This window comes from Sphingobium sp. S6 (assembly GCF_905120495.1).
Taxonomy (GTDB): Bacteria; Pseudomonadota; Alphaproteobacteria; order Sphingomonadales; family Sphingomonadaceae; genus Sphingobium; species Sphingobium agri.
In genome coordinates this window covers 56,712-83,175 of the sequence record NZ_CAJHOG010000007.1, presented here as the reverse complement: position 1 = coordinate 83,175, position 26,464 = coordinate 56,712, and the positions used below count along the sequence as shown (strand labels likewise).

The following is a 26,464-nucleotide window of genomic DNA, read 5'->3' as shown; positions in this document are numbered from 1 at the left end:
ATGCGGGCGCTGATCTACGAAGGGCCGGGCAAGATCCGTTTTGTCGAGGATGTCGAAGTGCGTGAGCCGGGCGCGGGCGAAGTTCTGGTGCGCATCGTGGCGAGCGGCATTTGCCATTCGGACATTTCGGTCATCAACGGCACCATCGATTGGCCTGCGCCTGCGGTGCTGGGCCATGAAGGGGCGGGCATCGTCGAGAAGCTGGGGCCGGGCGTCACCGAACTGGCGGTGGGCGATCATGTGGCGCTGCATACGCTGGCCAATTGCGGGCGTTGCGGCCCGTGCGAGAGCGGCAGGCCGACCCATTGCCGCCAATCCTATGGCAACCGCGCCCAGCCGTTCAGCCGTAACGGAGAGCCGGTGTCGAGCTTTGCAGCGACATCGACCTTTGTCGAGAAGACGGTGGTGAAGGCCAATCAGGCGGTGAAAATCGACCCGACGGTGCCGCTCGACATCGCCTGCGTCGTGGGATGCGGCGTGCTGACGGGGGTGGGATCGGTCGTCAACCGGGCGCGGGTGAAACCGGGCGAGACGGCGGCGGTGTTCGGCATCGGCGGCATTGGGCTTAATGTGTTGCAGGGCTTGCGGCTTTCCGGGGCGAGCCGGATCATCGCGATCGATTTGCTGCCCACGCGCGAGGCGAAGGCGCGGGAGTTTGGGGCGACGGACTTCATCGATGCTTCGCAGGGCGATGTGCCGCAGCGGATCAAGGACATCGTGTCCGGCGGCAATCCCGACCATGGCAGCGGCGTCGATTGGGCGTTCGAGTGCGTCGGCAATACGCGCGTGCTGAACGATGCCATGGCGAGCCTTGGCTGGGGCGGCAATTGCGTGATCGTCGGGACGACCGCGATGGGCACGATGGCGGAGGTATCGCTGACGCCGCTCTCCTTTGTCGATCGCGGGGTGATGGGTGCCCGCTATGGCGCGTCGCGGCCGCATCAGGATATCCCGTCCTATATCGCGCAATATCGGCGGGGTAAGCTGTTGCTGGATGAGCTGGTGACGCAGCGTTACGATCTTGCCGACTTCGAACGGGCCTTCCATGACCTGGAGGAGGGCAAGCTGGCGCGCGGGGTGTTCGTGCTGTGACCGGGGCCGATGCCTGGAACCTGCCGCCGCTGCGAGCGGGCCATGCCGCCGATGATGCGCTGATCGAGCGGCGGGCGCGGGCGGCTGGTCCTGCCGATGCGGGGGAGCGGGCGGGCGAGGCGGTGATTGGTGGCGTGCGTTGTTTGGTCATTGAGCCGCGTGGGTGTGATGCGCGGGGGGAGATGATCTACCTGCATGGTGGGGGGTATCGGCTGGGGTCGCCGCTTGCCTATGTGGATTATGCGCAAAGGATCGCGGATGAGGCGGGGTGGCGGATCATCCTGCCCTTTTACCCGCTGGCTCCCGAGCACCCCTTTCCGGCGGCGTTGCACGCTGTTGTCGCGGTTTATCGCGGGTTAGAGAACAGGCAGTCGGTCGTGGTCGCGGGCGACTCTGCCGGTGGCGGGTTGGCGGCGGCGCTGTGCGTTATGGCGGCGCGTGCTGGTGAGCGGCCTGCGGCTGCCGTGCTGGTGTCGCCGATGCTGGATTTGACGGCGCGGGGCGAGAGCCTTGATCGTAATGCGGCGCGTGACCCGATGTTTTCCAAGGCGGCCGTGCTGGATAGCGCGCAGTTATATTTGCAGGGGCATGATCCGCGCGATCCGCTGGTTTCGGCGCTGGAGGCTGACCCGGCGGACTTTCCGCCGACATTGGTGCTGACCGGCGGGGCGGAGGTGTTGCTGGATGAGGCGGTTGCCTTTGCCACGCGGCTGGCGCTGGGGGATCGGCGAGTTACGTTGCATGTCGCGCCGGAGATGGGACATGTGTGGCCCTTGCTTGCGCCCGGAACCAAGGAAGCGCGGGATGCGATCGCGGCGATTGCGGGCTTTGTGAAAGCGTTGGAACCGGCTCGATCCGGGGATTCCACGTAGCCGGAAAGCCGGTCCGCTCAATTGACCGGAAGCGGGCCGGTGCAGGACAAGTGTAGCATCAACTTATCATAGCTGACCGAAAGACATTCTGATGACGACGCCCAGCCTTCCCTTCCCCGTCTATGACGCGGACAACCATTTTTACGAGCCCGAGGATGCGCTGTTCCGGCATCTGCCAAAGAAGTGGCACAAGGATTTCCGCTTCGTCGAAGTGGATGGCCGCAAGCGGTTGGCGATCAAAGGGCAGATTTCGGACTATATTCCCAACCCCACCTTCGAGCGGGTCGCGGCGCCGGGGACGCATGTAAAATATTACAAGGCTGAGAACCCTGAAGGCCTGACGATGCGGCAGATGACGGGGAAGCCGATCGCTCCGCCTGAATCCTGGCGCACGGGCAAGGAACGGCTGGCGGTGCTGGACGGGCATAATGTGCACGCGGCGCTCATGTTCCCCACCCTCTTTTCGGTCATCGAAAAGTGGATGAGCTATGACCATGAGTTCCTGCACGATGCCCTGCATGCGCTCAATCAGTGGACGAGCGAGGAGTGGGGCTTTGCGCGCGAGAACCGGCTGTTCGGCGTGCCGGTGGTGTCGCTGGCTGACATGGACCGGGCGCTGGCCGAGACCGATTGGCTGATCAAGCAGGGCGCGCGAACGATCTGCATCCGGCCCTCTCCCGTGCCGGGCTATCGCGGCGGGCGGTCCATGGGGCTGAAGGACTTCGATCCGTTCTGGGCGCGGATCGAGGAGGCGAAGATCTTCGTGTCGGTCCATGCGTCCAATTCCGACTATGATCATCTGATCGAGATGTGGACCGGCGGGGCGGAGTGGCTGCCGTTTGAGTCCGATCCGTTCGTCAATTGCCTGAGGATCATCGAGCGGGCGATTTCCGACACGATCGCGGCGATCATCTGCGGCGGCGTGTTCGATCGCTTCCCGGGAGTGCGGATCGTCAGTGTCGAGAATGGCGCGAAGTGGGTCATTCCGCTGATCGAGCAGTTAAAGCATGTTTATGGGCAGATGCCGCAGAAATTCATGAATGATCCCGTTGACCAATTTCATCGGAATATCTTCGTGACGCCCTTTGTCGAGGATGATTTTGGGCAGTTGAAGGAGCATATGCAAGTCAATCGCATATTGTTCGGCAGCGACTATCCGCATCCCGAGGGGACTGAACACCCACTCGACTTCCTTCATGAGTTGACGAACTATTCCATGGCCGAGAAGGAAATGGTGATGTCGTCGAACCTCAAGGGTCTGTTGGAAGGCGTGCGCAATTAACGACGGCGGCCAGTTAGGACTACCATCAGTGAGCCAGGACGTTATCGAGCAGCTTCGCGCCAATCTGCGGGACCATAGGGATGATCGCGGCATCGAGTTCGAGGGCCGGTGGGTGAGCTGGGGCGAGGTGGCGCGCTATGGCGATGCCGTCGTTGCGCTGCTCGACGCCGCCGGTTGCCCGCCATCGGCGAAGGTCGGCATCATCATCCGCAACCGGCTGGCGCATGCGGCGGCTGTGGTGGGGCTGCTGGCGCACAGGCGGTCAGTGAGCTTCGTCTATCCCTTCCTCCCCGCGACCGCGATTTCGGACAATATCGAGAATCTGGGAGCCGCCGCGATCCTGGCGGACCAGCAGGATTGGCCGAATTTCGCGCAAGCAGCGGGACAGGCGGGCTGCGTTGGGGTAGCCTTTGGCGGGATCGATGACGCCCCAGGACTGGTCGAGGGCCTGGAAAAGTGCAAGCGATCCTCGTTCGACGATGCCCTGCCCGATGGCGGGATAGAGGTGCTGTCGAGCGGGACTACGGGCACGCCCAAGCGCATTCCGATGCCGCTGAAGCTGCTGGAGCGGGCGGTGATGAGCGCACCTGGCGCAGAGTCCGGCAGCGCGCCGCCGGTGCAGATCAATATCTGGCCGCTGGGCGGTGTGGGCGGCGTGTGCCTGCTGACCGGCGCTGCCGTCAACAACACGCCGCTGGTGCTGATGGAGCGCTTCACGGTCGATGGGCTGGTGGATGCGCTGCGCCGCCATAGGCCGGACACGCTGGGCCTTAATCCTACTGCGATCGCGATGATCATGGACGCCAATGTGTCGCCAGAAGACATGGCGAGCGTGAAGAGCGTGTCCGGCGGATCGGCCTATCTGGACCCCGACCTTCAGGAGCGGTTCGAGGCGCGCTATGACCTGCCGATCCTTTGGGGAATGGGGGCGACCGAATTTTGCGGCACTATCGTCCGCTGGACGCCGCAGATGCGGGCGGAGCGCGGGGACAGCAAGCGTGGCAGCACGGGCCTTCCCATGCCGGGAGTGGAGATACGCGCCATCGATCCCGAAAGCGGCGCGGAAGTGCCGCGCGGGGCGGAAGGGCTGCTGGAGGTGCATTGCCCGTCGGTGCGGGCTGACTGGGTGCGGACCACCGACCTGGTGATGATCGACGAGGACGGATATGTCTTTCATCGCGGGCGGCATGACGGTGCGATCGTGCGGGGCGGCTTCAAGATATTGCCCGAGCGTGTGGTCGACGTGCTGCGTCAGCATCCGGCGGTGGTCGATGCTTCGGTTGTGGGAATACCCGACGCGCGATTGGGCGCGGTGCCGGTTGCGGCGGTCGAACTGAGCCAGAGCGCCGGGGCGGTGGATGAACAGACGTTGCTGGCGCACGTGCGGGCCGAATTGCCGCCGACGCATGTGCCGGTGGAGATCCGGATCGTCGATGCGCTGCCCCGCACGCCATCGCTGAAGGTCAGCCTGACCGAGATCAAGAAGATGTTCCTGGCCGACGCCGCATAAGCGGGCGCGCATAACGAAGAGGATGGGTAGGATGACCGTGTCATTGCTGGGCCTTGAAGGAAAGAAGGCGCTGATCGTCGGTGGCGGGCGCGGCATGGGCGAGGCCAGCGCGCTGCTGCTGGCGGAGGCCGGATGCGACATCGCCGTGCTGGACAGCGTGATGGAACGCGCCGAGCAAGTCGCCAGCGAAGTACGCGCGATAGGGCGGGCGGGCATTCCGATCGAGGCCGATATTTTGGACGAGGCATCAGTCAAGAAAGCGGTAGCGGATGCGGAAGGCGCACTGGGCGGGCTCGACATATTGGTGACGATCGTGGGGCAGGCGCTGTTCAAGCCGCTGCTCGACGTGACGTTGGAAGAATGGGATTATGACCAATCCCGGAACCTGCGCTATTTCTTCGTGACGGCGCGAGCGGTGGCCCAATCGATGATTGCGCGCGGGGCGGGCGGATCGCTGATCTGCATCGGGTCGGTGGATGGAGCGGTCGGATCGCCGATGCATGCGCCCTATGGCGCGGCGAAGGCGGGCCTGATGCATCTGGTGAAGTCGATGGCGACGGAATGGGGGCGGCATGGTATTCGCGCAAATGCCGTGGCTCCGGGCAGCATCACGACGCCGCGCCTGCCCGAAACGGCGGAATCGCGCGCTCTGATGGAGTCGAGCGTGCTGCCGATCGGCCGTCCGGGCACAACGCGGGACGTGGCGGGGGCCGTGCTGTTCCTGGCGTCGGGATTGTCGGAATATGTGACCGGTCACAGCCTGTTCGTGGATGGCGGATGGATGGCCGCGAACCATTTCGACCCGAGGGTCATGGCGACCAAGAAGAGCAACGAATAGCGGTTCACTCGGCCAGGAACCGCCTGATCGCAGACAGGCATGTGTCGAAGGCGTCATGCTGGGGCCAGTGGCCGCTGTCGGCCAAGCGCAGTTCCCGCACATCGGGGATTTGGGTGAGCAAATCGGCGGGCAAGCCGGAAGGCCAGCTGCGTTCGCCATAGAGGAGAAGGGTGGGGCAGGCGATGTTGCGCCACAAGGCCCGAACATCCTCCATCGGAATGTCGGGAAATGCCCAGACGGCGAGATAGGGATCATGCTTCCATTGCCATCCAGCCTTGCCAGCCCGCCGCAAGCCATGGCGCGTCATGTGCCGCGCCTGCGCGGGGGTGAGGAAGGCATGGCGTTCCCGCATCCGTTCGACCGCTTCGTCCACCGACGCGAAGATGCGCGGGGTGGTGCGGGAGGCGGCGCGCCGCTCCCCGAGCCAGTTACGAGCGCTTTGGTCGATGCTTTGGCTGGAGCGATGCGCCTCGATCGCGAGAGGCGCGCCGACGGCCTCGATCGCGACGATCCGGCTGATCCTGTCGGGATAGGTTCCGGCAAAGCGCAAGGCGATGTGCGCGCCGAGGGAATGGCCGATCAGGATGGCCGGGCGCTGCGGACCCAGCGCCAGATGCTCGGCCAGCGCGTCGAGATCGGCCAGATAGGCCGCGAAGTCGTAGCGCCCGTCCTGCGCCCAGCCGCTGTTGCCATGGCCGCGAAGATCGGGGGCAATGATGTGATAGTCGGGCAGCAGGGCATCCGCCAGCGCGTCCCAGCTGCGGCCATGATCACGGCTGCCATGCATGAGGATGGCGAGCGGCGCGCCCTCCTGCGCCCATTCGGTGTAGCTGAGCGGCATGCGGCCGTTGAGAAAGCGTCGCCTGACGGGCTTTGTCCTGATGTGGGAGCGGCGTTGTCTGTCATGCATGCTGGCAGTTTAGAGATGAGCGACGATGCGCTGGCGACCGGCAATGGCGGCTTTCCATATTCGCGTAACCGCGCGGGTCGTAGCGGATTCCGGACGCTTGAATCCCTGTTGCGCTCAGAATATGGTAGTGTTCACCAAAATTCCGGTGACCGGCAGAACCGGCGCCCGCAAGGACGATGTAGGAGGCGGGATGAGCGCTAACTCACAGACGGAAGGCAGGTCTGGCGGCCGGGGTAGCGTCAAGTCGTGCCTGCGCACCCTGGAAGTGCTGGAATATTTCATGAAGTCGGGCGAGCCTGCGCGCACGATCGAGATCAGCGAAGCATTGGGCATTCCCAATTCGAGCGCGGACGAGATTTTGCGGACGCTCGCGAGCACGGGTTATCTGAGCTATAGCCAGGCGACGAAGCTTTATGCGCCGTCCTACAAGATCATCGCCAATGCCACAGCGATCGAGCAGAGCTTTTTCGGAAGCGGCCGGATCAATGAGGTGATGGAGGATATGCGGCGCCAGACCGGCGGGTCGGTCTTCGTCACGCAGCAGAATGATTGCTGGTCGGAAAGTGTCGCGGAAATGTCGGGCGGCTGGGCGGCGAAGCCGGACGTCGAGCCTTATTATCCGACCGAGATGATCTGCTTTCAGCGTAACAGTTGGCGGCCGGGCACCAATTTCGCCGCCGCGATGCTGGCGCAGCAATCCAATGTCGACATCATCCAGCTGGCGACCCGGACGCAAAAGCTGGGCCTGGGTCCGAAGGGGCCGACGCTGATGAAGCATCTGGTGGACCGGATTTCAACGACGCGGGCGCGCGGGTTTGCCCTGTGCCGCCGGAGCGCGTCCATTCCTGTGGACTCGATCGCCGTGCCGCTGCGGGTGCCGCATGGCGTCGCCTCCTACGCGATCGGCGTGGTCGGCGATCCGCTGTTCGTGAACGACAATGATGTGCGGCAGATGCTGTCGGGCATGCAGTCGGTCATCTACCGCTATAATGATCGCATCCGCCGCAAGACGACCGTCAGCGTTCAGTAATTGCCCGGCGTGACGAGCGCCTGCGCTATGTCAGCGGCGCTGGCGATGCGTGCCACCATGCGGAGTTGATCCCGCACGATGATGTCGTGGGTGGCGGGATCGGCCGCCGCGATGCAATCTTCCGCGACGATCGCGTGATAGCCAAGGTCGGTCGCTGCCAGGGTGCAGCCTGCGACGGCGACATTGGTGGACACGCCGGTAATGACGACCGTCCCAATGTGCAGGCGGCGCAACATCGCGTCGAGGGCGGTGCCATGGAAGCCGATGAGGCCGGAGCTACGCTCTATGATGAAATCTTCAGTGGCAGGGGCGAGTTGGGGCATGATCTCCGCCGCTGGACTGCCGGTCACGAGCGAGCCGCCCTTGCGCGCCATTGCGGCAAGCATGCTGTTGCGCTGGACGTCCGCAAAGTCGGGGCGATGGGCGATTGTGAGGTGGAAAACCGGGAGGCGGGCGGCGCGGAAGCGGGCGGCAAGATCGGCGATGCGGGCGATGATGCCGCGTTCATCGACTTGGGCGATAAGGCCGGGAAAGCCGCCCATGCCGGGTTCGACGATGCCGCGCTGACATTCGCTGATGATCAGGGCCGGGCGGCCGTGAAGTGAAACGGGCAAAGTCTTGGCTCCTGAACAAATTCCGATGGTCAAGGAGCGCTGCGCGCGCGGCTTCGGCAACAGTGGAGCGGGCCGCTCCACAAATACGGAAAGGCAGGGTTGGCGGTTGGTTGCCGTCCCGCTGCCGGTAGACATGCGGGCATAGAAGAGTGAATTTGCGTAGGAGTTGGTGAATGGCCGCGAAATATGCCGATGTGGCGGGGACTGCCCGTGCCGATTTACGGGCACGCAAGCTGCCGTTGAAGGACAGCCCGGAATTGCGTCAGGCTCTGGCCGAGGGCGAGATCCACACGCTGCTGATGACCTATGTCCATCTGAGCGGCGATGAGGCGATGCTGGACAAGTTCGTGCCCCACATCAAGTCGCCCTACGCCTATCCGCCAGAAGAGATTCCCGGCGACCTGGTCGAGGAGCTGAAGGACAAGCTGCTTCATGTGCTGACCACGCCTGGCGCTGCGATGGACGAGGAGCCGTCCGACGCGCTGATGCACCGGATGATGTCAGCTGGCTTGGCGGAGGAGGTGGCGGACGAGTTCCTGCCGCTGCTGTTCGACCAGATCGGCTTTCGCCCCGAGCAGCCCCGCCGCGAGCGCAAGGATCGGAAGCCTGCGCCTGCCGGGTTCAAGGTGCTAGTGATCGGCGCGGGGATGACGGGCATCGCGGCTGGAGTGAAGCTGGCGGAGGCGGGCTATGACTGGGAAATCATCGAGAAGAATGAGGAGGTCGGCGGCACCTGGTGGGAAAACCGCTATCCGGGCGTGGGCGTCGATACGCCGAGCCATTTCTACTCCTTTTCCTTCGCGCTGAATTCGGAATGGCATAATTATCATCCGCTGGGCACGGACATGTTCGCTTATCTGAAGCGCGTGGCGGATGATTATGACCTGCGGCCGAATATCCGCTTCAACACGCGGGTCGAAAAGCTGGTGTGGGACGAGGGTGCGGCGGTGTGGAACGTCACCGTGCGCAAGAAGGATGGCAGCGCGGAGGTGATCCGCGCCAATGCGGTCATCAACGGGCATGGGCCGGTCAACCGGATGAAGTGGCCCGCCATCCCCGGGCTGGAAAGCTTTGCGGGCACGCGGCTGCATACGGCGGCGTGGGACACGTCGATTGAACTCAAGGGCAAGCGCGTCGGCGTGATCGGCACGGGCGCAAGCGCGGCGCAGCTGATCCCAGCGATCGCTGGCGATGTGAGCGAACTGCACATCTTCCAGCGCAGCCGCCACTGGGTGATGCCGAGCCCGGCCGGGAATGACGAGGTCACGGACGGCGTCAAATATGCGATGCGGCATATTCCCCATTATCTGGAATGGTTTCGTTTCCGCATCTACTGGTATGCGGCGGACGGCCTGTATCCCAATGTGCTGCTGGACCCCGAATGGCCGGAGGATTCGCCATCGGTATCTGCCGTCAATGAGACGATGCGCAAGTTCGCGGTCGGCTATATCGACAAGATGTTCGCCGACCGGCCGGACCTCAAGGAAAAGCTGACGCCCGATTTCCCGGTCTTTTCAAAGCGCATCATTCTGGATCGCGGTCCCTATTTCCCCACTTATCTCCAGCCGCATGTGCATCTGGAGCAGACTGCCATCACAGAGGTCACGCCCAAGGGGCTGGTGCTGAAGGATGGGCGCGAGATCGAGCTGGACGTGCTGATCTGCGCGACCGGGTTCGACGTCGCAAACATGCTGGGCGATCTTGAGATCGTGGGCATTGGTGGCAAGCATCTGCGCAGCGAATGGGGCGCGGAAGATCCGCGCGCCTATTTCGGAATGCTGGTGCCGGGCTTCCCCAATTATTTCCACACGGTGGGCCCCAACAGCGCGCCAAACCATGCGGCGGGGCAGAACCTGATTTCGGAGCGGCAGGTTAATTATGCGATCGAATGCCTAGACTGGGTCAATGCGCAGGAGAAGAAGGCGCTTCAACCGAGCCGGTCCGCCTTCGACGCATGGCAGACCAAGGTCGAGACGCAGATGGTGAAGATGATCTGGAGCCATCCGCGCGCCTACAGCTATTATAACAATAGCAAGAAGCGGAACTTCCTGTCCTGGCCGTGGCGGCTGATCGATTTCTGGAATGAGTGTCAGGGACCGCGCAAGGAAGACTTTGAACTGCTGTGAATGGAATGAGGGGCGGCCTTCGCTGGGCCGCCCCTCTAGCTTTCAAAGCTGGTCGGTGTAGGTGTCCGTGCCAGGGATCGTCGGGATGAAGGGCGATGCGATCGCGATGCGGCCGATGCCGCTTTCCTCGATCGCCTGGGCGAGGGGGACATAGGCGCTGTCCCAGACGGCTTTCGGGTCCTCGATGGAGAAGCTGAGCAAGACCGCGCGGTCATTGACCTCTACCGGCACATCCTTGGGGCTGGTCGGGTCGAGCGGCAAGGGGGAGCCGGTGAGTGCCACGTCACCCGGCAGGTCGCGGGCGCGCAGCAGGGCGGAGAGGTCCGCGCTGGCCTTGCCGGGATCGAGATCGACGATGAAGGCGACGAGCCCGCCAAAAGGGCGATCAAGCGCGAGTTCGATCGGCATGGTGCTGCCGGGCGCATTATATTCCGCGTCGAAATTGTAGAAGCTGGTGTGGATATGGTCGCGTTCCTTGAACATGCGGCCGGCGGCGTGAAGATCATTGACCTGTTTGACCGCCCATGCGTCCCAATCCTTGTGATGCCCGTCGAGGATCCAGTAGAGTGCGAGATAGGAGCCTTTCGACAGGTCCATGCTGCCTGAACCAAAGCGCAAATCCTTTTCCGCACGGGTGGCGACGTAGCGGCCGCCCGAAACGGTGTAGGCGCCAATCATGCAGCCGCTGTAGAAATGATCTCGCTCGTACCAGCGATTATAGGCGACCTCATGGCCGGGGCGAGGCTCGACCATGGTGAAGAGCAGGGAGCCCAAGCGTATCGGCCGGTCGGCGCGCGCTATGTCGGCCCTCTCGTATAAAGTTTCGCAGCTTTGCATGGGCCTCTCCTGAAATTGATGGCGTACTGAAGCGCGCGCCGAGGCCAGGTTAAAGCAGTGCTGCGCCTCTTCCGGGTCGGCGGAAGGTCGCGGGTGGCGCTACCGGCCTGCCAAAGCGCGATAGACGGGGTGGCCGATGTCGCTCAGCACATCGAAATGGCGGGGCGTCCAGCCCAGTTCCCGGCGGGTGCGGGGGCTGCGCGAGCGGCTGCATGTCGCCATGCCGATCAAAGTTTCGAACTTGCCCCAGCGGCGAACGCCTTCGGCAAAATCGATGCTGCGCGCCTCGATGCCGAGGTCGCGCGCGACCGCTTCAGCCAGAGTGCGGTTGTTCAGTTCGCCCGCGACCGCGTGATAGAGGGCTCTGGCTGAACCCCGCTCCAGCGCGAGGCGGTAGACCTCTGCAAGGTCATCGACATGGACGTTGGAGTAGAGGTTGAGGCCTTCCCCGAGATAGCCGACTTCGCCGGTGCGCCCAGCGTCGGCGTAGAACATGCGCAGATGTCCGCAGCCGCCATGTCCCCAGATCATCGGCGGCCTGATCACCATGGCGCGCGCGCTGCCCGTCGATCCGGCGCGGCGGACCATGGTTTCGGTGTCGAGGCGGAGGCCGATATATTTGGATGGCTCGAACGGGTCGTCTTCGGCAAAACTGTCCTCGCTCCAGAGCCCATCGGTGCGTTGCGACAATAGGCCGGTGCCGCTGGTGAAGATGAAGTGATGGCCGCGCCCGTCAGCGGCATTCAGCAAGCTTCTGACGGTGTCATGCTCCTGCTGGAGCAGCAATTGGGCTGCGTAGATGGTGGCGTCATGCTGGCGCATCATGTCGATCACCGCGTCCAGATGCGAAAGGTCGCCCCGCAAGGGGATTATGCCATGATCGGCGAGCGCCCGATCTCCTTCGCCTGTACGGCTGAGGCCGCTGACCTGATGGCCGGATGCCCTGAAATGCCGGGCAATGTGCGATCCGAGATAGCCGGTCGCGCCAAGGACGAGAATGCGCATCGGGTTCCTTCCGCGCGGGAGGAAGCAACAGCGATGCACCCGGCGTCAAGAGCCGGGCCGTGCGTTCCGGAGAGGCGGAGGCGACAGGGGAGCGTCCGCAATCAGGTTCTTGCCGTTACTCCCGGCTCCCGCTCTTTCGGCAGCGTCAGACAAGAAGTGGGACCCCGGATCAAGTCCGGGGCGATGATTATTTAGAACTGATCTACGTTAAAGCGAGCTGACGAGATGGCCGCCGTCGACCACCAGTTCCGCGCCGGTGATGTAGGCGCCAAGGTCCGACGCGAGCAGGAGCAGGGCGCCGTCGAGATCTTCCGGACTTCCGATCCGGCGCTGCGGGATCCTGTTGATCATCGCCTTGCCCGTGTCCGTTTCCCAGACATGTTCGTTCAGCGGCGTGACGATATAGCCGGGGCACAGGGCATTCACGCGGATGCTGTGGCGCGCCCATTCCAGTGCCATGGCCTTGGTCATCTGCACCACGGCGGCCTTGGAAATCGAGTAGGGGCCAAGCTGAGCCCCTTGTCGAAGGCCGAGGATGGAGGCGATGTTGATGATGCTGCCCGGCGTGCCTGCCGCTACCATCGCGCGCGCCGCCCCGCGCGCGACGAGATAAGCGCCGCGCGCGTTGGTATCCATCACGCGGTCGAATTGGGTCACGTCCTGATCGAGCATCGGTCCGGTGGTGGCGATGCCCGCATTGTTAATCAGGATGTCGACGGCGCCAACCGCTTCCCACAAGCGATCGATGGAGGTGGCGTCCTGCACGTCGAGCGTGATGGCTCGCGCGTTGGGGAGCGATGCGGCGAGGCTTTCCAGCTGGTCGCCCCTGCGCGCGGTCAGGACCAGATCAACACCCTCTGCAGCGAGCGTGCGCGCGAAATGCGCGCCGAGTCCGCTGCTTGCGCCGGTGATGAGCGCGGTCCTGCCCTCCAGCCCGAAGGTGCGTGCCGTCATGCAGCCATCTTGTGCCGGGACTCCAGCGGCGCGTCTGGGTGATAGCTGGTGGGGCTGGTGGCATAGGCAGCGGCCAGCGTCGCGATGAAATCGGGGTCGGACATCGGGTCTGTCGGGACCGTTACTGGAATGCCCTTCGCCTTCAGGTCCGCGATCATGATGTCGAAGGCTTGATCGGTGGTGAGGTCATCGGTGTGATCGTAGAAGCGCTTCAGGTCCGCCATGTCGGTGAACACATGCGCGCTGTAGTGGAAGAGCATGCGCATGTCGCTTGCTTCATAACGGGCGACGATGCGATCGCCGTCTATGATGCGCCACCCATCTTCGCCATCCGCTTCGATCATCGATTGAAGCGTCATGCCAACCGCCATGTCGCGCTTTTCGCGCGGGCCGGATGCCTCGCCCCGGTGGAACATATGCTGATTGTCCGTCACCAGGCCACTGTTCCAGATGGGGGCGGTCAGGCGCTGCGGCGCGCGATCCGGGCCGTCGGGCCAATAGGTGAAGCCGCCATCGATGTCGCAGTCATAATACCAGGCGATCACCTGGCCCGCCTTTACTTCCCAATGGTCGAACAGGCAGGATTTCGCCATGACCGCGCCTAGCCATGCGGGCATGTTGGTGGGATCGAGCCCGCGCCAGCTGCGGCCGTCGATATGGCCCGGGTCAAAGCCGTGACAGGGTGCGTTGATGTTGAATTGGAAGAGATAGGGCGCGCCGTATCGCGCTCCGTGCATTTGCCTGACCAGATCGAGCAACCTGCGGCTGTAGAATATGTCATGCGCTTCATCGATATAGGGCAGGCCATTATTGCCGAAGGTGCCGCGAAACGCCGGGGTCAGAAGGTCCGCCAAGGTGATATTTTGATTTCGTTCGCCCTTGGGCGTCGAAACGGCGAGCATTTCTTCCGCTGAACTGAAGTGGATGGCCTGGATCAACTTCCACGGACCCTGGGTGCGCAGGATGTCCATCATCTGCGCATTTTCAGCATCCGTGAAGATGTCGCTGATCGGCCGGGGCGGGACGATCGGGGTCATGGGGCGGCGGCGCTTCGATGGTTCCATGGGTCCTCTCTCTTATCATTAGAACTTCGTACGGCCGCCGCCGTCAGTGCATCTGTCGTCAGGCGGCCAGTGCTTCCTCCGGTTCAGGCGGGAAGATGGATGGCTTTCCAGGATCATAGGTCTGGACCAGCAGGCGGATGAACTGCTGATCGGTGAGCGGATCGCTCGGCACCTCGAAAGTGGCGCCGCGCGCGCGCAGATCGGCGATCAGCATGTCGAACACCTGATCATTGCTGATGTCGTCGGTGTGGTCGAGCGAGCGCTTCAGTTCGGCATAATCCATGAAGATGTCCGCGCCCCAGTGGATGAGGAAGCGGAACTCGTCTTCGGGTATCTTCTGGATGACCTTGCCGTCGGTGGTGATCTGCCAGCCGTTTGGATCTTCGGGGTCGGCGCTGATGAGCGAGTTGATCGCAAGTCCTTCGGGCTGGCGAAGGGCGGCAGGGCCGCTGGCTTCGGCCGTGTGGTACATCATTTCATTTTCAACGACGACGGCGCGGCTCCACATCGGTGCCTTGATCTGCGCGGGCTGGCCCTGCGGACCATCGGGCCAATAGTTGAAGCCGCCGCCGATCTTGCCCTTGTAATACCAGGTGATCACCTGCGCCTTTTTCGCGCGCCAATGTTCGAACAGGCCGGACTTCACCATGATGTTCATCAGCCATACCGGCGACGTCTGCATGGAGATGCCGCGGAAACGGGTGGCATCGACATGGGGCGTCTCGCTGCCGCGGCAGGGGCCCTGAATGTTGAACAGCATATTGTCGGGGCGAGCATAGTCCGCCTTCCAATAGCCGCGAACCAGATCGAGGAATTTATGGTTGAAGAAGCAATCTTCGATCTCTGGATGCTGGACTGTCGATCCTTGCGCGAAATAGCCCCGGAATACCGGCGAGAGGAACATGTCCCATGTGGGCGTGAAGCCCTTTGGAAGGCCGCCGGAGGTGGTAGCCACGACTTCCTCGGGTGATTTGAAATGCTGTGCCAGGATCAAGGACCAGGGGCCGTTTTCCCGGACGACATTCAGCATGCGGCGATGCTGGTCGTCAGTATAGGCGTTTTCGATGATCTGCGGCGGGGCCACGGGGCGGAACTGGGTGGTCATGTCAACTCTCCTGAGTACCTACATCGCCGTCCGCCGCTTGGTTTGCAGCCCGTGAGAGCTGTGGCGGGTCGGTTACTGAGTGAATCCTAACTTATTCTTCCGGGGTGCGCAAGATATGACAACGCATGCTGTACTTCAGGCAGGTTGGTCCGCCGACATCTCGGGCAGCCATTCACGGACTGCGGTTTTCAGCAACTTGCCGTTGGGATTGCGGGGGAGCGGCCCCTCTACGATGTAGACATGGTCGGGCACCTTGTAGTCGGAAAGATTGCGCGCGCAGAAGTCGCGCAGGGCCGTGCCATCCAACTGGCCAGGGGCTACCACGAAAGCCTCGACTCGTTCGCCGAGTACCGGGCAGGGCCTGCCGACGACAACGGCTTCGGTGACGGCTTCATGCGACATGAGCATGTTTTCGACTTCCACCGAATAGATTTTGAAGCCGCCGCGATTGATCATGTCCTTCATCCGGTCGAGCACGCGGATATAGCCGTTCTCGTCCATGGTGCCGATGTCGCCGGACCTCCAATAGCCGCCGGTGAAGCCGCGCTCCGTCGCTTCTGGATTGTTCCAGTAGCGGGCTATGGTCATCGCCCCTGCGATCCAGATTTCTCCCTGCTCCCCGCGCGGGAGTTCACGGCCTTCCTCATCCATGATGAGGATGTCGGCATAAGGCAGCGCCTTGCCGACCTTGTCCGGATGAGCGGGACATTCGCCGAGCGGCATCATGACCGCCGGGGAGGATGTCTCGGTCGATCCGTAGATGTTCACCAGCGTCAGTTGGGGGAGCTGGGCGGCAAGCGTTTCGATGCAGGATTCGGCCATGGGCGCGCCGCCAAACGCGCCGATCCGCCAGTTGGACAAGTCGAAGCCAGCGAAATCCGGCTCCATCAGGCACAGCTTGTACATGGCCGGGACCATGATGGCGTAGCTCATGCGTTCGGCCTGGGCGAGTTCCAGGAAGGGGCGGGCCTTGAACGCCTGCTGCATCACCACCTTGCCCGCGACCCGGATGCTGAGCATCAGGATGAGCGCGATGCCGGTTACGTGAGAGGCGGGTACGGCGAGGATCATCGACTCGCCATCGCGCAAGCCAAGATGCTGCTGGCTGCCGATGCAGTTGGTGACGAGGCCGAGGTGGGTAAGCACCGCGCCCTTGGGGCGGCCGGTGGTGCCGGAGGTGTAGAGGATGCAGAAGGGATCGTCCTCGCCAACGGCGGAGCGGTGCGGGGCGTCGGTCGGCGGCTCGGCTTCAGCGTTGGACCATGAAGCGGCTTCGTCGGAATAGCGCAGCCAGTGGCGCAGCTGAGGATGGTCGGATCGGTCGGGCAGCTGGTCCTCCAGCGCGTCGTCAAAGATGATCGCCGCCGCGCCGCTGTCATTCAGCACATAGGCGGTTTCGGGGGCACGCTGGCGGATATTCATGGGCACGGCGATCAGGCCCAGCCTTGCCGCCGCCAGCAGCAGGGTGGAATAGTCCGCGCGGTTGGAGAGAAGGATGGCGAGCCGGTCGCCCGCTGCCAAGCCCAGGGATGTGAGGCGCGCCGCGCAGATGGCGACGCGGGCGGCGAGGAAGCTATAGCTCGACCGCTCTTCGCCATCGACCAGTGCGATGGCTTCGGGCGACCGGCTGACGGCGTCCAGAAACATGGCGTAAATGTCTGCGGGGCGGTCCTGATGGCAATCGACCAGCCTGCCGTGATGCACTTCCTTGCGGAGTTGCAGATGCTTCATCTCTTTATCGGTCCTCTCCATCCGGCCTGTTATGCTATGCCGGTCGCGAAGCTCTTACAGGGCTTTCTAATTACACCTTGCATTGTGCTTCTTCCCTTGGCAAGCGGCAGCCAACGAAAAGGAGCGGAGAGAGGCCATGGCAGATCATGAGGATGATGCGGCAATTGTCCGCAAGGTCGAGAATTTCGTCCGTGACGTGGTGATCCCCTATGAGACGGATGACCGCCGGGACGATCATGGTCCGCTGGACGCGCTGGTGCAGGAAATGCGGGCCAAGGCGCGCGAGGCAGGCGTCCTGACGCCGCATATCCGCGCCGACGGAACGCACATTAGCCACCGGGCGACGGCGCGCGTGCTGCGCGCTTCGGGGCTTTCGCCGCTCGGGCCGCTCGCTTGCAACACCAATGCGCCTGACGAAGGCAATATGTTCCTGCTGGGCAAAGTCGCCACGGCGGAGCAGAAGCGCCGCTATCTCGATCCGATGGTCGCAGGCAACGGACGCTCCTGCTTCCTGATGACCGAGCCGGCGGCGGAGGGCGGAACCGGATCGGACCCGTCGATGATGCAAACCGTTGCGCGGCTGGAGGGTGGCGAGTGGGTGATCAACGGGCGCAAGGCGTTCGCTACCGGGTTTGCCGGAGCCAGCTTCGCGATCCTGATGGCCAAGACGGAGCGGGATGACGGCGCGGCCGCTGCAACGATGTTCCTCGTCCCGCTGCCGCATCCCGCGCTGGTGCAGGAACGGCTGATCGGTACGATCGACAGCTCGATGCCGGGCGGCCATGCGGTGGTGAAGGTGGGAGATCTGCGCCTGCCGCCCGACGCGGTGCTGGGCGCGCCGCATGAGGGCTTTGCCTATGCGCAGGTCCGGCTCGCCCCGGCGCGGCTCACCCATTGCATGCGCTGGCTGGGCGCTGCCACGCGGGCGAACGAGATTGCGACGGACTATGCGGTCAAGCGGCAGGCGTTCGGCAAGCCGCTGATCGATCATGAGGGCGTCGGCTTCATGCTGGCCGACAACCTGATCGACCTGAAACAGTGCGAGCTGATGATCGATTGGTGCGCGGACGTATTGGACTCAGGCGAAAAGGCGATCACTGAAAGCTCGATGGCGAAGGTCGCCGTATCGGAAACGCTGTTCCGGGTGGCGGACCGTTGCGTTCAGGTGATGGGCGGGACCGGGGTCAGCCATGACACGATCGTGGAGCAGGTATTCCGCGAAATTCGCGCCTTCCGCATCTATGATGGGCCGACTGAGGTGCATAAATGGTCGCTCGCCAAGAAGATCAAGCGAGAGGCGCTGGCAAAGTCATGAATGCCGAGGAGCTGAACGCAGGGCTTTCCGACGTGCGCGAGGCGCATCGTTTTGATGAGGGCGCATTGCAGGCATGGCTGCGCGAGAATGTGCCCGAAGCGCAAGGCCCGCTGACCGTTCGCCAGTTCAAGGGCGGGCAGTCCAATCCGACTTTCCGGCTGGACGTGCCAGGACGATCCTTCGTCATGCGCCGCAAGCCGCCCGGCGTGACGGTGCCCGGTGCCCATGCCGTGGATCGAGAGGCGCGGGTGATAGGCGCGCTTGGCAAGCAGGGTTTCCCGGTGCCCCGCATTTACGGCCTTTGCACGGACGATGCGGTGATCGGCAGCTGGTTTTACGTGATGGAGTGCGTCGAAGGACGCGTCTTCTGGAATTCACGTTTCGAGACCGTCGCGGCGGAAGAGCGGGTTGCGTATTTCGACGCCATGAACGCGACTTTGGCGCAGCTTCACAATTTCGATCCGGTGGCGTTGGGTCTCGATGATTTCGGGAAGAAGGGCAATTATTTCGAGCGGCAGATCGCGCGCTGGTCGCGCCAATATCTGAGCGACGAAGCGGCTGGCCGCGATCCAAACATGGACCGGCTGATCGAATGGTTGCCGACGAATATTCCGGCAGGCGATGAAAGCCGGATCGTCCATGGCGACTATCGTGCCGACAACATGGTGTTCCATCCGACTGAGCCACGCGTGGCGGCAGTGCTGGACTGGGAGCTTTCGACGCTAGGCCATCCACTTGCCGATTTCGTCAATCATCTGATGATGTACCGGCTGCCGCCTACCATTCTATCCGGCCTGCGGGGTGCCGACTTCGCCGCGTTGAAGCTGATGCCGGAAGAGGAGTATATCGCCGCCTATTGCCGCAGGACCGGGCGGGACGGGATCGGCCATATCGGCTTTTACCGCGCCTTCGCCCTTTTCCGGCTTGCGGCCATCTATCACGGCATTAAGGCAAGGGCACTACGCGGAACGGCCGCATCAGCGCATGCAGAAGAACTGGCGGCGCAATATCCCCTGCTCGCCCAATTGGGATGGAGCGAGGCGGAAGCGGCTTGATCAAAAGGGGAATGGTGGAATGAAGACCCGGATTACCGAGCTTACCGGCACGCGCTATCCCATTATTCAGGGTGGCATGCAGTGGGTGGGCCGCGCCGAGCTTGCGTCGGCGGTGTCCAATGCGGGCGGTCTGGGCATCCTGACGGCGCTGACGCAGCCGACGCCCGAGGCGCTGGCCGCCGAGATCGAGCGGTGCCGGACCATGACCGACAAGCCGTTCGGCGTGAACCTGACCATTTTGCCGACCGCTCAGCCTGTTCCCTACGAGGCCTATGCCGAAGTCATCGCGGGATCGGGCGTGGGCGTGGTCGAGACAGCCGGGCGCAGTCCGGCCGATTTCATCGCGCGTTTCAAGCAGGCGGGCGTCAAGATCGTCCACAAATGCACGGCCGTGCGCCATGCGCTGTCGGCGCAGCGCGCAGGGGTCGATGCGGTGTCGATCGACGGGTTCGAAGCGGCGGGCCATCCGGGCGAGGACGATATTCCGGGCATGGTGCTGATCCCCGCTGCGGCGCGGGCGCTGGACATTCCGATCCTGGCGGCAGGCGGCATGGCTACCGGGCGCAGCATGGCGGCGGCGCTGGCTCTGGGCGCTGAAGGCGTGACTATGGGCACCCGGTTCATGCTGACCAAGGAAGCCCCTATCCATGAGGCGATCAAGCAGGCGGTGGTGCAGGGTACGGAGCGCGACACGACGCTGATCTTCCGCCAGCTGCGCAACACGGCGCGTGTGTTCCGCAATGCCGTTGCCGAGGAGGTGAACGTCAAGGAACGGGAACCCGGCGCGACGTTCGAGGACATCCGGCCGCTCGTGGCAGGCGCGCGAGGGCGCGCGGCGCTGGAAAGCGGCGAAGTGGATGGCGGGCTGGTCTGGGCCGGGCTCGGCATCGGCCTGATGGACGATATTCCAACTTGCGCCGAATTGATCGAGCGCATCGTGGGTGAATGCCGCGAGGCGCTGGGTCGCGCCGTGGCGCTGACCGGGGAGGCATGAGCATGCACTACAATACGATCCGCTATGAGGTCGAGGATGATGGCGTCCTGCTGCTGACGCTGAACCGGCCGGACAAGCTCAACGCCTTCACCGTCGAGATGTGCGAGGAGCTGATCGATGCCTATGGCCGGGCGAGCCAGGATGATGCCGTCCGGGTGATCGTGGTGACGGGCGAGGGCCGCGCCTTCTGCGCGGGGATGGACCTGTCGGTCGGCGGCAATGTCTTCGGCCTGGACGAGAGCATGACGCCGACCATGGAGGATCTGCGCGAGCGCGGCGATGATCCGGCGATCCTGAAGGGCGTGCGAGACACCGGCGGTCGCGTGGCGATGGCCATGTATGATTGCCTGAAGCCGATCGTCGGGGCGGTGAATGGCGCGGCGGTCGGCATCGGTTCGACCATGCTGTTGCCGATGGATTTCCGCTTCGCGTCGGAAAAGGCGCGCTTCGGCTTTGTCTTCGGACGGCTGGGCATCACGATGGAGGCGTGCTCCTCCTTCTTCCTGCCGCGCATCGTCGGTTTGGAGCAGGCGCTGGAATGGGCTTACAAGGCCGATATCTTCGATGCCGCCGAAGCGCATGAGAAGGGACTGGTTCGCGCCGTGTTCCCGGCTGAGACGCTGGTCGAGGAGGCGAAGGCCTTTGCCCGCTCGCTGGTCAAGGACCGATCGCCCGTATCGATCGCGCTGATCCGCCAGATGCTGAACCGCAACAGCGCGCAGCCCGATCCGTGGCAGGCCCATCTGACGGAATCGTTGGCGGTATTCTACACCAGCCAGGCGGACGGCCGCGAAGGAGTTCGCGCCTTCAATGAAAAACGGCCAGCGGAGTTTACGGGGAAGGCGTCGCAAATGCCGTCCTTCTTCCCCTGGTATGGCGACAAGTAATTCGAACGGAAAGGATGCAAGATGATCACATTGGAAGACAAGATCGCGATTCAGGAGCTGATCGCGCGCTTCACCCGCTGCTCCGACTATGGTGATTGGGAAGGCCTGGCCACCGTTTACACGCCTGATGTCGAGGTGGAGATGGAAGGCCTGGAGATCCGTTACACTGGTGTGGAGGCCCAGGTCGAACATGCCAAGGAGTCCGACCGGCAGGCCGAGGGCAAGAACCGCCACTTCAATTTCAACATGATCGTGTCAGAGAAGGATGGCGCGGTGTATGCGGAATATGCTTTCATGAACGTCAATGCGGGCAAAGCTCCCATGGACGCGAAGATCGTCGTCAGCGGCCGCCAGCGCGATACTGTCGTGAAGACGGGCGAAGGGTGGAAGATCGCCCACCGCTTCATCCAGTTCGACCAGTCGTTCAGCCTGGACTTCTAAGCCACGGAGAAGCGGTCGTGAACATCAAGGATCTGTGCGTCGTCATCACCGGCGGCGCTTCGGGGCTGGGTAGCGCAACTGCCGAACGGCTGTCGGAACTTGGCGCGCGCGTCGCGATCTTCGATTTGAACGAGGAAGCTGGCGCGCGTCTTGCCGAGCGATTGGGCGGCAGCTTCCATCATGTGGACGTGACCAGCGCCGAGTCCGTAGACGCCGGGCTGGCAGCGGCAGAGGCGAAGCTGGGGACGCCGCGTGTGCTGGTGAACTGCGCTGGCATCGCGCCCGGCTTCCGTGTCGTGGGCAAGGATGGTTCACCCCATCCGCTGGACGCATTCCGCAAGGCCGTTGAGATTAACCTGATCGGTAGTTTCAACGTCATTTCCCGCTTTGCCGCCAAGCTTGCCGCCGCGGGGTTGGACGGGGAGGAAGCGGGCGTGATCGTCAATACGGCGTCCGTCGCCGCCTTTGACGGGCAGATTGGTCAGGCTGCTTACGCTGCATCCAAGGGCGGTGTCGTGGGCATGACGCTGCCGATCGCGCGCGACCTCGCACAGCATCGCATCCGCGTGATGACGATCGCACCGGGCATTTTCCTGACGCCGATGCTGCAAGGGCTTCCGCAGGCGACGCAGGATTCGCTGGGCAAGCAGGTGCCGCATCCGTCGCGGCTGGGCAAACCGGAAGAATTTGCGAAGCTGGTTCAGAATATCATTGAAAATCCGATGCTGAACGGGGAAGTCATCCGTCTGGACGGCGCCATCCGCATGGGACCGCGCTGACCATCCGTACTGGAATGGGGAGGCGGATCGCCTTCTTGGAGAATGTGGGAAGGAAAGCTGCCGTGACCGAGATCAGCCGGGATGTGACCAATTTGCCGGAAACCGAGGCGAAGCTGCGCGACTTTGTCGAGCAGGGCGTCATATCGGGCGGCATCCTTGCCTGGGGAACGGCGGATGGTCCGGTCCGCTATCATGGCGAAGGCGTGCTGGGCTATGCGCGCAAGGATGTGGTGGACGAGCGCTCCATCTTCCGCGTCTATTCCCAATCGAAGCCGGTCACGGGCATCGGCGCGATGATGCTGATCGAAGATGGCGTCATTGGCCTGGACCAGCCGATCGGCGAGATACTGCCGGCCTTCGCAGAGATGCGCGTCATCGAAGGGGAAGACCCGGAAGTGACGCGGCCCGCGGCCCGCCCGATCACCATCCGCCATCTGCTGACCCATACGGCAGGCTTCGGCATGGACGGCATGACGCTTGGCGCTCTCTATGCCAAGCATGGCGTGACGCCTGGCACGCGGGAGTGGGTGCCGGGTCCGGGTGACCTCCCGGTTCCGGCGACCCTTGCCGAATTGGGTGAGCGCATCGCCGCGCTGCCCTTGGCGACCGACCCCGGTACACGGTTCGACTACAGCGTTGCGCTCGACGTTCTGGGGCTGGTGATCGAAGTGGCATCGGGCGTGCCCTTCGAGACATTCCTGAAGACCCGCTTGTTCGATCCGCTCGGCATGGTGGACACGGGCTTTTCAATCACGGCGGATCAAGCCGCCCGCTTTGCCGACCTCCCACAGCAGGAGGAGGACGGGACATGGGCATTGGCCGATGATGCGGCAGACAGCCTCTACGCACGCCCCTATTATCCGTCTGGTGGCGGTGGCCTGGTGTCGACGGCGCATGATTATTCCCGCTTTGCCGCGATGCTGCTCAACGAGGGTGAATTGGATGGCGTGCGCGTGCTGAAGCCGGAAACGGTGCGGCTCTCCCGGTCGAACCTGCTGCCCGAAGCGGTGACACATGTCGACCTTCCGATCGGCTACACGCTGTCGAATGTCGGCATGGGCGCGGGCATGTCCGTGTCCTTGCAGGCAAGCGAGCAGACCAACAGCTTCTTCGACTGGCCCGGCGCGGTGCCCGCCGGGGTGTTCGGCTGGCCCGGCGCGGCTGGGACGGCATGCTGGATGGACCCCGAGCGCAAGTTCTTCCTGCTGTACCTGACGCAATATTGGCCGTCCTGGCTGAACGGCAGCATGCGGCCGGAGATCGTCGCGGCGGCCTACCGGGATTTGGAGAAACAATAAGAAAGAGGAGTGGCTGCCATGCCGGTACTGGATAACGACGCCGATTTCACGCCAAGCCTGGGATCACCGGGCACCGGGGTCGTCATCACGGGCGGCGCGTCCGGTATCGGCCTGGCGGCGGCTCACGCCTTGGCTGCGGTGGGGCGGCCCGTGGCGCTGTGGGACATCAATGCAGAAGGCGCGGCCGGATCGGCGGGCATCATCGAGGGCCGCTACGGCGTCCGTGCGGCGGGGCTTAGCGTTGACCTGCGCAACCCGCAGGCCGTGACACCGGCGGCGATAGCGACCCGCGCGGCGATCGGCGCGATCGGCGGCATCGTCCATTGCGCGGGAACCGCCGAAGCGACGGGCATAGACGGCGTGACGCCGGAAAATTGGGACGCGGGGCTGGCGCTCCACGTCCGGTCGCTCGTCCTGATGACCCAGGCCTTCCGCGAAGATTTGCGGTCCTTGCCCGGCAGTGCGATCGTGGCGCTTTCGTCGATCAATGCGACGCTCGGCAATGGGATGATCCCGATCTACAGCGCGGCGAAGGGCGCGGTGATTTCGCTCGTCCATTCGATGGCCGATGAATTGGCGGCGGATGGGGTGCGCATCAACGCTGTAAGTCCAGGCATGATCGACACGCCGATCATCGCGGAAACGAAGGCCCAACTGCCGGGCCATTTCGAGCGGCGGATCATGCTAGGTCGCTATGGTGCGCCCGAAGAACTGGGGCGCGTGATCCGGTTCCTGATGTCGGACGAGGCGAGCTATATGACTGGCGCGGAAATCGTCGTCGACGGCGGAAACATCAACTCGCAACGGCAATAGAAGGCGGCGGAACCGCCCTCCGGCAAAGGGCGCCGCGTTCGAGACGCAGCGCCCTCTGGCAAGACTTAGAGGCGGTTTACTTCCTTGGCCGTCAGGCTGGTGACCAGGCCCTTTTCCGCCGCGCTGAGCGTGGTAGCGGGGATGACGACGAAGCGGCCGCTGTAGATGATCTGGACGGCGGTCGGCACGCCAGCGCTGTCCTTCAGGATGCGGTCGATATAACCGACCTTGCGGCCGTCAGCGGTCTTCACCAGCGCATTCTGCTTGATGACAGGTGCGTCGGCAGCGATAGCGGCAGCGGAAACGGACAGCGACAGAGCCGCCGCGAAAGCAAAGGAAAACTTCATGATGGAACCCCTTTTAAATGGACGGCCGGGCCGATAGCACGCGATAGAAGAAAAAATAAGACACCCCTTGTTGCAAAAAATGCAATTTGCGTTTCCGGTTCGGAAATTCGGCGGATTTCGGTGGTACAGGCGGTTGGGAAAGCTTCGATATGCACTGTGGAGAGGGTTCAGGCAGGATGATTGAAGAGCTTGTCCAGCGGCCCAAGGGGTATCGTGCATGACCAGCCAGACGCGCGAGTCGGGGCCACGCCTCGCCGGATTTTCAGTGATCAGCATCGCGACGGGCGGGTTCAACATCCCGCTTCAAACCTATTTGCCTGCATTTTACGCGACTGTGATCGGCATGGACCTGGCGACCGTTGGCCTGGTCTTCATGATCAGCCGGTTGTGGAGCGCGGCGGCCGACCCGATGATCGGGTGGGCATCCGATCATACCCGCACGCGGATCGGGCGGCGCAAGCCCTGGATCCTGGGCGGCGGCCTGCTGTTCCTGCTGTCGCTCCTGGCGGTCTTTTCACCACCTGCCGGAGCCACGCCGCTCTATCTAGGCGGTTGGCTGTTGCTGCTGTGTCTGGGTTGGACTGCGACATCCACGCCGCTTTACGCCTGGGGCGGAGAGATGGCGTCGTCGCCAGTCGAGCGGGCGCGTATCCAGGCCTATATACAGACGGGTTCGTCCATCGGCATCTTCCTGGTATTGGTCTTGCCCGCAGTGCTGGACGCTCTTGGGCGCGGCAATCCGGAGGCGCGGGTAGGATCGATGGGGGCGCTGGTGGTGGTCGTCCTTGCCATTGGCATGCTGCTGATCGCTTTACTGTTCCGCGAGCCGCCGCTTGGTCCGCGCACATCGGTGGCAGCGAATTGGCGCGAGGGTATCAGGACGGTGCTGACCGACCATGTGCTCTGGCGGATCGTGGCGTCGGATTTCTTCGTTGCGCTCGGGCAGGGTTTCCGGACTGCTGTGTTCCTCTTTTTCGTGACGCGCTACATGGGCATGGCATCGCCTGCCCTGCTGCTGATGCTGCAATATGCATTCGGCATGTTTGCGGCTCCGCTATGGGCGCGGATCAGCTACAGGTTCGGGCGGCTAAGGACGCTGATCATCGCCGAGGGCGTTCAGGTCGGGATCAACCTGATGGTCCTGTTCCTGACGCCTGACCGCATGTGGCTGTTCATCCTGCTGATCATTGGGCAGGGGCTGACGCAGGGATCGGGCAACCTGATGCTGCGATCGATGATCTATGATGTGGCGGACCGCCATCGCGAGGCGAGCGGCGTCGAGCGGGCAGGGCTGTTTTCGTCCGTGTTCAACGTGACGACCAACGCGGCCTATGCGGTGGCGGTGGGAATAGCCCTGTCGGTCGTCGGGTTCCTGGGCTTCGACCCCCGGTCATCCGGCACAGAGGGGATCATGGGCATGCATATGTTCTTCGCCATCGGCCCTGCCGTGGGGCACCTGCTGTCCATTTTGGTCATCAGTTGGAAGCGGGGGAAGTCGGGCGGCTCATTGGTCGAAAGCCAACTGCCTTCTGCCTGAAGAATGGACTTGCGCGGCGTGGGTTGCG

General features: G+C 63.3%; 25 protein-coding genes. 16 read left to right on the top strand and 9 right to left on the bottom strand.

Features of this window, described 5'->3' with window-relative positions; genetic code table 11:
- The 5 genes from SPHS8_RS16175 (at position 1) to SPHS8_RS16155 (ending at position 5,594) form a co-directional block, all read left to right on the top strand.
- Positions 1–1,092 (top strand): alcohol dehydrogenase catalytic domain-containing protein, encoded by a 1,092-nt coding sequence (locus SPHS8_RS16175; protein WP_201516450.1) that lies wholly within the window; start codon positions 1–3, stop codon positions 1,090–1,092.
- Positions 1,089–1,964 (top strand): alpha/beta hydrolase, encoded by an 876-nt coding sequence (locus tag SPHS8_RS16170; RefSeq protein WP_201516449.1) that lies wholly within the window; start codon positions 1,089–1,091, stop codon positions 1,962–1,964. Before SPHS8_RS16175 ends, SPHS8_RS16170 begins: the two co-directional genes overlap by 4 nt.
- Before the next feature lie 91 nt (positions 1,965–2,055).
- A complete protein-coding gene (locus SPHS8_RS16165; protein ID WP_097093241.1) occupies positions 2,056–3,246 on the top strand; it encodes an amidohydrolase family protein in 1,191 nt (396 codons plus the stop codon).
- A 28-nt stretch (positions 3,247–3,274) separates the two neighbouring features.
- Positions 3,275–4,756 carry a class I adenylate-forming enzyme family protein gene (locus SPHS8_RS16160; RefSeq protein ID WP_201516448.1) on the top strand — a complete coding sequence of 494 codons (1,482 nt, stop codon included), beginning with the start codon at positions 3,275–3,277 and terminating at the stop codon, positions 4,754–4,756.
- Between the two features lie 31 nt (positions 4,757–4,787).
- Positions 4,788–5,594: an SDR family NAD(P)-dependent oxidoreductase gene (locus SPHS8_RS16155; RefSeq protein ID WP_201516447.1), complete on the top strand. Its 807-nt coding sequence runs from the start codon at positions 4,788–4,790 to the stop codon at positions 5,592–5,594.
- 4 nt (positions 5,595–5,598) lie between these two features.
- Here the strand turns inward: SPHS8_RS16155 and SPHS8_RS16150 are convergent, their stop codons facing one another.
- A complete protein-coding gene (locus SPHS8_RS16150; protein WP_201516446.1) occupies positions 5,599–6,504 on the bottom strand; it encodes an alpha/beta fold hydrolase in 906 nt (301 codons plus the stop codon).
- Between the two features lie 190 nt (positions 6,505–6,694).
- Between SPHS8_RS16150 and SPHS8_RS16145 the strand changes: the two genes are divergently transcribed.
- On the top strand, positions 6,695–7,534 hold the full coding sequence (locus SPHS8_RS16145; RefSeq protein WP_201516445.1) for a helix-turn-helix domain-containing protein: 840 nt from the start codon (positions 6,695–6,697) through the stop codon (positions 7,532–7,534).
- Here SPHS8_RS16145 and SPHS8_RS16140 read toward each other — a convergent pair.
- Positions 7,528–8,148: a cysteine hydrolase family protein gene (locus SPHS8_RS16140; protein ID WP_201516444.1), complete on the bottom strand. Its 621-nt coding sequence runs from the start codon at positions 8,146–8,148 to the stop codon at positions 7,528–7,530. The genes SPHS8_RS16145 and SPHS8_RS16140 overlap by 7 nt on opposite strands.
- A 173-nt stretch (positions 8,149–8,321) precedes the next feature.
- On the opposite strand from SPHS8_RS16140, the gene SPHS8_RS16135 reads away from it, so the two are divergent.
- Entirely contained in the window at positions 8,322–10,274 is a 1,953-nt protein-coding gene (locus SPHS8_RS16135) for a flavin-containing monooxygenase (RefSeq protein WP_201516443.1), read from the top strand.
- A 42-nt stretch (positions 10,275–10,316) separates the two neighbouring features.
- Here SPHS8_RS16135 and SPHS8_RS16130 read toward each other — a convergent pair whose 3' ends face one another.
- The 6 genes from SPHS8_RS16130 to SPHS8_RS16105 form a co-directional block, all read right to left on the bottom strand.
- Positions 10,317–11,111 (bottom strand): hypothetical protein, encoded by a 795-nt coding sequence (locus SPHS8_RS16130; protein WP_201516442.1) that lies wholly within the window; start codon positions 11,109–11,111, stop codon positions 10,317–10,319.
- A gap of 99 nt (positions 11,112–11,210) precedes the next feature.
- Positions 11,211–12,116 (bottom strand): NAD-dependent epimerase/dehydratase family protein, encoded by a 906-nt coding sequence (locus SPHS8_RS16125; RefSeq protein ID WP_201516441.1) that lies wholly within the window; start codon positions 12,114–12,116, stop codon positions 11,211–11,213.
- A 207-nt stretch (positions 12,117–12,323) separates the two neighbouring features.
- Positions 12,324–13,070 carry a glucose 1-dehydrogenase gene (locus tag SPHS8_RS16120; RefSeq protein ID WP_201516440.1) on the bottom strand — a complete coding sequence of 249 codons (747 nt, stop codon included), beginning with the start codon at positions 13,068–13,070 and terminating at the stop codon, positions 12,324–12,326.
- A complete protein-coding gene (locus SPHS8_RS16115; RefSeq protein WP_236575220.1) occupies positions 13,067–14,107 on the bottom strand; it encodes a hypothetical protein in 1,041 nt (346 codons plus the stop codon). The genes SPHS8_RS16120 and SPHS8_RS16115 overlap by 4 nt, the downstream gene beginning before the upstream one ends.
- 85 nt (positions 14,108–14,192) lie before the next feature.
- Entirely contained in the window at positions 14,193–15,239 is a 1,047-nt protein-coding gene (locus SPHS8_RS16110; protein WP_201516438.1) for a hypothetical protein, read from the bottom strand.
- Between the two features lie 135 nt (positions 15,240–15,374).
- Positions 15,375–16,970, bottom strand: a complete 1,596-nt coding sequence (locus SPHS8_RS16105) for a class I adenylate-forming enzyme family protein (protein WP_236575219.1) — start codon at positions 16,968–16,970, stop codon at positions 15,375–15,377.
- Between the two features lie 136 nt (positions 16,971–17,106).
- Between SPHS8_RS16105 and SPHS8_RS16100 the strand changes: the two genes are divergently transcribed.
- The 8 genes from SPHS8_RS16100 to SPHS8_RS16065 all read left to right on the top strand — a co-directional run bounded on the left by SPHS8_RS16100 (position 17,107) and on the right by SPHS8_RS16065 (position 24,552).
- On the top strand, positions 17,107–18,285 hold the full coding sequence (locus tag SPHS8_RS16100) for an acyl-CoA dehydrogenase family protein (RefSeq protein WP_201516436.1): 1,179 nt from the start codon (positions 17,107–17,109) through the stop codon (positions 18,283–18,285).
- Entirely contained in the window at positions 18,282–19,340 is a 1,059-nt protein-coding gene (locus SPHS8_RS16095; protein ID WP_201516435.1) for a phosphotransferase, read from the top strand. The genes SPHS8_RS16100 and SPHS8_RS16095 overlap by 4 nt, the downstream gene beginning before the upstream one ends.
- A gap of 19 nt (positions 19,341–19,359) precedes the next feature.
- Entirely contained in the window at positions 19,360–20,334 is a 975-nt protein-coding gene (locus SPHS8_RS16090; protein ID WP_201516434.1) for an NAD(P)H-dependent flavin oxidoreductase, read from the top strand.
- A gap of 2 nt (positions 20,335–20,336) precedes the next feature.
- Positions 20,337–21,221, top strand: a complete 885-nt coding sequence (locus SPHS8_RS16085) for a crotonase/enoyl-CoA hydratase family protein (protein WP_097093339.1) — start codon at positions 20,337–20,339, stop codon at positions 21,219–21,221.
- Positions 21,222–21,242: 21 nt separating this feature from the next.
- Positions 21,243–21,662 carry a nuclear transport factor 2 family protein gene (locus SPHS8_RS16080; RefSeq protein WP_097093254.1) on the top strand — a complete coding sequence of 140 codons (420 nt, stop codon included), beginning with the start codon at positions 21,243–21,245 and terminating at the stop codon, positions 21,660–21,662.
- A gap of 17 nt (positions 21,663–21,679) precedes the next feature.
- Positions 21,680–22,441, top strand: a complete 762-nt coding sequence (locus SPHS8_RS16075) for a 3-hydroxyacyl-CoA dehydrogenase (protein WP_201516433.1) — start codon at positions 21,680–21,682, stop codon at positions 22,439–22,441.
- A gap of 62 nt (positions 22,442–22,503) precedes the next feature.
- Positions 22,504–23,739, top strand: coding sequence for a serine hydrolase domain-containing protein (locus SPHS8_RS16070; protein ID WP_201516432.1), 1,236 nt, complete (start codon positions 22,504–22,506; stop codon positions 23,737–23,739).
- 18 nt (positions 23,740–23,757) lie between these two features.
- Positions 23,758–24,552, top strand: a complete 795-nt coding sequence (locus SPHS8_RS16065; protein WP_201516431.1) for an SDR family NAD(P)-dependent oxidoreductase — start codon at positions 23,758–23,760, stop codon at positions 24,550–24,552.
- A 65-nt stretch (positions 24,553–24,617) separates the two neighbouring features.
- Here SPHS8_RS16065 and SPHS8_RS16060 read toward each other — a convergent pair whose 3' ends face one another.
- Positions 24,618–24,899, bottom strand: a complete 282-nt coding sequence (locus tag SPHS8_RS16060) for a hypothetical protein (RefSeq protein WP_097093258.1) — start codon at positions 24,897–24,899, stop codon at positions 24,618–24,620.
- Positions 24,900–25,116: 217 nt separating this feature from the next.
- Here SPHS8_RS16060 and SPHS8_RS16055 point away from each other — a divergent pair, with 217 nt between their 5' ends.
- Entirely contained in the window at positions 25,117–26,436 is a 1,320-nt protein-coding gene (locus SPHS8_RS16055) for an MFS transporter (RefSeq protein ID WP_201516430.1), read from the top strand.
- The last annotated feature ends 28 nt before the right edge of the window (positions 26,437–26,464 follow it).